The sequence below is a fragment of the Pricia sp. genome (assembly GCF_041745955.1).
In the GTDB taxonomy this organism is placed as follows: domain Bacteria; phylum Bacteroidota; class Bacteroidia; order Flavobacteriales; family Flavobacteriaceae; genus Pricia.
Genome location: NZ_JBGTHY010000159.1, coordinates 1 through 6,512, shown reverse-complemented (window position 1 = coordinate 6,512; position 6,512 = coordinate 1). Strand labels below are relative to the sequence as shown.

3 protein-coding genes and 1 pseudogene are annotated in these 6,512 nt (G+C 46.2%); 3 read left to right on the top strand and 1 reads right to left on the bottom strand.

Annotated elements, in window-relative coordinates:
* Positions 1-2,242 (top strand): DNA gyrase subunit A (gyrA, locus tag ACEW8S_RS05815; protein ID WP_373517235.1); only part of this gene is annotated, 2,242 nt, incomplete at its 5' end.
* A 100-nt stretch (positions 2,243-2,342) separates the two neighbouring features.
* Entirely contained in the window at positions 2,343-3,641 is a 1,299-nt protein-coding gene (locus ACEW8S_RS05810; protein ID WP_373517234.1) for a tetratricopeptide repeat protein, read from the top strand.
* A 198-nt stretch (positions 3,642-3,839) separates the two neighbouring features.
* Here the strand turns inward: ACEW8S_RS05810 and ACEW8S_RS05805 are convergent, their stop codons facing one another.
* Complete coding sequence (locus tag ACEW8S_RS05805; protein WP_373517233.1) at positions 3,840-5,015, bottom strand: acetyl-CoA C-acyltransferase; 1,176 nt, start codon at positions 5,013-5,015, stop codon at positions 3,840-3,842.
* A 295-nt stretch (positions 5,016-5,310) separates the two neighbouring features.
* On the opposite strand from ACEW8S_RS05805, the pseudogene ACEW8S_RS05800 reads away from it, so the two are divergent.
* Positions 5,311-6,512: pseudogene (locus tag ACEW8S_RS05800) on the top strand (phosphohydrolase); the annotation flags it as partial.

The following is a 6,512-nucleotide window of genomic DNA, read 5'->3' as shown; positions in this document are numbered from 1 at the left end:
GGGAAACTTCGGTTCCGTAGATGGCGATAGTCCCGCTGCCATGCGATATACCGAGGCGAGAATGCGCAAGATCGCCGATGAGATGTTGGCCGATATCGATAAGGACACGGTGGACCACCAGCTCAATTTCGACGATTCTTTAGAGGAACCGACCGTTTTGCCAGCCCGAGTGCCCAATCTATTGATTAACGGGGCGTCCGGTATTGCAGTGGGAATGGCCACGAACATGCCGCCCCATAACCTATCCGAAGTGATCGACGGCACCGTTGCATACATTGAGAACAACGATATCGACATCGACGAACTTATTACGCACATCAAAGCCCCCGATTTTCCGACGGGCGGCACTATTTATGGGTATGGTGGAGTGAAAGAGGCCTTCCATACCGGTCGCGGCCGGGTCAAGGTCAGGGCCAAGGCCATTATCGAAGAAGTACAGGGAAAGGAGTGCATCATCGTGACCGAAATTCCCTATCAGGTCAACAAGGCCGATATGATAAAAAAGACCGCTGATCTGGTCAACGATAAAAAAATTGAAGGCATATCGAGCATTCGCGATGAATCCGACAGAAACGGTATGCGCATCGTTTATATATTGAAACGCGATGCCATTCCGAACATCGTTCTCAATACCTTATATAAGTATACCGCGTTACAATCTTCATTTAGCGTCAATAACATTGCCCTGGTCAACGGCCGGCCGCAGTTGCTGAACGTGAAGGAAATGATCCATTATTTTGTCGAGCATCGGCATGAGGTGGTCGTTCGCCGTACGAAATACGAACTTAAAAAAGCGGAGGATAGGGCGCACATCTTAGAGGGACTTATCATCGCTTCGGACAATATCGATGAGGTGATCGCCATTATCAGGGCCTCTTCAAACGCCGATGAGGCGCGGGAAAACCTGATGGAACGCTTCAAGCTTAGCGAGATTCAGGCCAAGGCAATTGTTGAGATGCGCCTGCGTCAACTGACCGGTCTGGAGCAGGACAAGTTACGGACGGAATATGACGAGATCATAAATACCATCGCCGATCTGAAAGACATTCTCGACAAGAAAGATCGAAGAATGCAGATTATCAAGGACGAGCTCTTGGAGATCAAGGAAAAATATGGTGATGAACGCCGTTCCGAGATCAACTTGGCCGGTGGTGACCTTAGTATCGAGGATATGATTCCCGATGAGCAGGTCGTTATCACTATTTCGCACGCCGGATATATCAAAAGAACGCCGCTGTCGGAATACAAGACCCAGAATAGGGGCGGGGTAGGCCAAAAAGCATCCTCGACCCGAAACGAGGATTTCTTGGAGTACCTGTTCGTGGGCACCAACCACCAGTACATGCTGTTCTTTACCCAAAAGGGAAAATGTTTCTGGATGCGGGTCTACGAGATTCCAGAAGGCAGCCGTACATCCAAAGGAAGGGCGATACAGAACCTGATCAATATCGAACAGGACGATAACGTTAAGGCCTTTATCTGTACCCAGGATCTGAAGGACGAAGAATACGTGAACAGTCATTATGTCATCATGGCCACCAAAATGGGTATCGTGAAAAAGACGTCTTTGGAGCAATATTCGCGGCCACGCCAAAACGGTATCAATGCCATTGGGATACGGGAAGAGGATGAACTTTTGGAAGCCAAATTAACAACGGGCACCAGCCAGATATTCCTAGGACTCAAATCGGGCAAGGCCATACGTTTTGAGGAAGGCAAGACCCGACCGATGGGAAGGAATGCATCCGGGGTACGGGGAATTCGCCTCGCTAACGATAAAGATGAGGTCATCGGGATGGTATCCGTGCATGATTTTGAAGAGGATATTTTGGTCGTTTCCGAAAACGGATACGGCAAACGGTCGAGCATTGAAGACTATCGGATCACCAACCGGGGCGGTAAGGGCGTCAAGACCATATCGATCACCAAAAAGACCGGCGGATTGGTGGCTATCAAGAACGTTTCCGATACCGATGACCTGATGATCATCAACAAATCGGGAATCGCCATCCGTATGGGTGTCGAAGACCTTCGGGTCATGGGCCGGGCCACACAAGGCGTACGTTTGATCAATTTGAAGGATAACGATTCCATTGCTGCCGTTGCCAAGGTCATGAAAGACGAAGATGAACTTGAAGATGCCGCTATAAAGGATATCGAGGTGAATCCCGATGAGGTAGCTCCCGATACTGATGATGGCACGGACCTTGATACGGATGCTACCGATGAAGCCAAAGAATAGTGCAATATCATTATGGTATTTCCATAAAATTTGTATTTTGCGGGCAGAACCGGAAAATTTTGGTACCTCCCGATTAATCACTAATTAAATGTATACGAAAATGAAAACTAGATTCTTAATATTCGCAATGCTGTGTTTTTCCGTAGTCGGATTCGCACAGAAAAAGGAAATGAAAAATGCTGAAAAAGCACTTGAAGACGGCAACGCAACGGAAGCTAAAGGCCTATTGCAGGGCATTGATGGTGCCATGGGGGGGCAAGACGAAAAACTCCAGGCCGAATATTATCTTATCAAGGGCAAAACCTATGCTAAATTGGCTAAGGACGGTGACAACAGTGCATTTGACGAGGCCCTCACCTCGTTGCAGAAGGTTAGCGAAATAGAGGAAAAGAGCGGAAAGCCCAAATTTGGCGATGAGGCCCAACAGCATTTACAGGCCATGACCGCCGATTTGGTAAATTCCGCCGTAGAGGACAATGGTAACAAAAAGTTCAAGGAAGCTGCCGATAAGCTTTACACTAGCTACAAGATCAGTCCCCAAGACACTTCCTATCTTTATTATGCTGCAAGTAGCGCCGTAAACGGAGGTCACTACGAGCAGGCATTGAAGTTTTATGAAGAACTACAGGAAGTAGGTTACGAAGGTAGCGGAACTGTTTACAAGGCCACTAACGTTGAAACCGGGGAGGTCGAGGAAATGGAAAAGACCCAACGCGACCTTATGGTGAAATCAGGAACTTACAAAGACCCACAAGACGAAAAAGAACCTTCCAAAAAAGCGGAAATCGTAAAGAATACCGCTTTGATATATACACAGCTAGGTCAAGACGATAAGGCCTTGGAGGCTTACAAAATGGCTAGGGAAAGCAATCCCGAAGATGTAAACCTTATCCTTAACGAGGCCAACCTCTATTATAAGATGGGCGATAAGGAAAAGTTCAAGGAACTCATGGCGGAAGCTACGGCAATGGCACCTGACAATCCCGACCTCCAATATAATATCGGTGTTATCAATATGGAGCAAGGCAATTTGGAGGCAGCCCGTGAGTCTTATAAGAAAACTTTGGAGATCGATCCAGGGTACACCAATGCACAACTAAATCTTTCGACCACGTATGTAAACGAAGGCAATGCCTTGATCGACGATATGAACGCTTTGGGCAACTCAAAAGCCGACATTGCGAAATACGACGAGCTTAAGCAAAAGAAGGACGATTTGTTTACGGAAGGCGCCACGGTTTTAGAGGATGCCCTAAAAACGAATCCCGGGAACCAAGGTATCCTTACCCAGCTCAAAAATATATACGGTGCCATGGGGGACAACGAAAACTTTATGCGCCTTAAAAAATTATTGGAAGATACAGGAGGTCAACCCAAAGATACCATCCAAGGCCAGTAGCTCGCTACGCTGTATCGTTATATAAAAATCCCTGAGGTTTACTAAATCTCAGGGATTTTTTAATTTTTTAGGATTTCTTTACAAGTGGTTTGTCCCGTTCTATTTGGGTGCTATTAACAGTATTGTTTGGACACGAACCCGATGGACGAATGGGCAGTAATCAACAGCATTTGTAATGTATTCTTAGTAAAACCAGGCCTAATTTCTTTCCACGATTATTGCGGAAGCCCCGCCGCCGCCATTGCAGATGGCCGCTGCCCCTATCTTGGCATTGTTCTGTTGTAGTACACCGAGCAGGGTAATCAAAATTCGGGCGCCGGAACAGCCCAAGGGATGGCCGAGGGAAACGGCACCTCCGTTCACGTTGACGTTTTTGTCCGTAAGTCCCAGTAGTTTCATATTGGCCAGGCCCACCACGGCAAAAGCTTCATTGAACTCGAAATAGTCGATGTCCTCGATTTGCAGTCCCGCTTTGGCAATCGCCTTAGGCAACGCCTTTGCCGGTGCCGTGGTAAACCATTTGGGCTCTTGCGCTGCATCGGCATAGCTTCGGATTTTTGCCAAAGGCTCGAGATTCAATTCCTTTGCCTTCTTAGCACTCATGAGCACCAGGGCCGCCGCACCGTCGTTTATCGTGGACGCATTGGCAGCCGTTACGGTTCCATCTTTCGAGAATGCGGGTCGCAAATTTGGGATTTTATCCAGCTGCACGTTCTTGAATTCCTCATCTTCGGAAACCATTACGGGCTCTCCGCGACGCTGTGGTACCTCAACGGGAACGACCTCGTTGTCGAACTTTCCGTTTTTCCAGGCTTCCGCCGATCTTTTATAGGATTGAATGGCGTAATTGTCCTGATCTTCCCTGCTGAATTTGTGTTCGGAAGCACAGGCATCGGCACAAACGCCCATGGCATTTTGATCGTAAACGTCTACAAGGCCATCCTTTTGCATTCCATCTATTAAGGTAGCCGGGCCGAATTTTTGTCCGTTTCTTAAATGCATGTAGTGGGGGATAAGGCTCATATTCTCCATTCCTCCCGCAACAGCGACCGAAATATCACCTAGAGCAATAGCTTGTGCTGCCTGCATCACGGCTTTCATACCCGAGGCACATACCTTGTTGATCGTGGTACACGGCACCGAATCGGGAAGTCCCGCAAAGATAGCTGCCTGGCGAGCGGGGGCTTGGCCCGTACCCGCTTGCACGACGTTGCCCATTAACACCTCGTCAACCAAATTGGGGTCCAAATTAATTTTCTGCAAAGCGCCCTTAATCGCGACTGCGCCCAATTTTGGTGCGGGAATGGTTGATAACGACCCCATAAAACTTCCTATCGGCGTGCGTGCCATCGATACTATTACCACTTCATTCATAAGCTCTCGGATTTTGTCCGTAAAATTAGCAAATTCAAAAGTAGGAAATTAATGTGTTATTCGGGATGTCGTTTCCAGGCTTCCCTAGAATCATCCCTTCGGTCTGATTTAAATCCGTAGGTAATCAAAACGCTTGTTACTTAAAATTATTAACCGTAGTTACGGCTATGCTTGAGAATTATGTTTTGGCAAAGAAAAAAACGAACCTGCCCGACCGGCAGGCGGGTTTGCCAAAATCCCCGAATTTCTAAATGGCACGAGTATATTTTCTATTTTTGGCGCAGATATCGTTTCCATGCAAAAAATACTGGACCGGATTTTTAGAAATCAATCCCTCGTATATAAATACTTCCTATACGTGGTATCGATAGCCTGCATCGTTTTTTTCTTTCCAAAAGGCGGTAAGTTTAAATACGAATTTCAAAAGGGGAAGCCTTGGCAGTATGAAAATCTTTACGCTCCTTTTGATTTTTCCCTAAAAAAAAGCCGTGAAGAACTTTCGAGTGAGCAAGATTCGGTGCAGCGGAACAGCAGCGTATATTTCCGGTATAACGATTCCATAAAAGAAGGGGTATACGCCAAATTTGAAAAGGAATTTCCCACTGTTTTTCCCACCCAAAAATACAGTGCCAATGGATTAAGGTTGCTTGAGAAAGCCGGCAATGAAATTTTGGATAGCCTCTACTTGAACGGGATCTTGGAAAAGACGAACGGCAAGCAGTCCCGAAAAAAAATCTATCTGGTCAGGAACAACGAGGCCAGACAGGTTCGGTTTAAAGAGCTGGTCCGCATTCAAAACCTGAAAAGTGTAGTAAATGTGTTTTTGGAGAAAAATAAGCTGACGGACTTCAACGAGAGCTATCAACAGCTGTTTTTTGACATCGTGAGGCCCAATGTGTCCTATGACAAGAGTGTTTCGGAAAAAGGCCTGCAAGATGAACTATCAAAAGTTTCCACCACGAGGGGTTCCGTCGACGAAGGAAAGCTAATAGTCGCCAAAGGCGAGGTGGTAGAGGCCGAAAACCTGAAAATTTTAAATTCCCTCAAAGCGGAATACGAATCAGAATTATGGGCGGCGCACAATTACTACTTTATTCTATTCGGATATACGGTACTCGTGGCACTGGTATTATTGATGCTGTTTTTATTTCTTCATAAATACCGGCCCGAGATTTTCGATCACAATACCAAGGTAACCTTTATATTTTTCAATATTCTGTTGATGGTTTTCGTCACCACCTTAGTTGTTAAATACGACGAAAACTACGTGTTCGCAGTTCCTTTGTGCATTCTGCCTTTAATATTAAAAACATTTTTCGATGCCCGATTGGGGCTTTTGGTGCATGTACTTACGATATTAATTTTAGGTTTTGTGGTGCCCAACAGTTTTGAATACATCTTTTTACAGATAATTGCCGGGATTGTCACCATATTGACGGTATCCGAACTTTACAAAAGAGCCAATCTGTTCATAACCGTAGGGCAGATTACCTTGAT

Bases quoted from the DNA above. Each gene is read 5' to 3' on its own strand.
- ACEW8S_RS05810 (WP_373517234.1), top strand. From the start codon at position 2,343: ATGAAAACTAGATTCTTAATATTCGCAATGCTGTGTTTTTCCGTAGTC.
- ACEW8S_RS05805 (WP_373517233.1), bottom strand. From the start codon at position 5,015: ATGAATGAAGTGGTAATAGTATCGATGGCACGCACGCCGATAGGAAGT.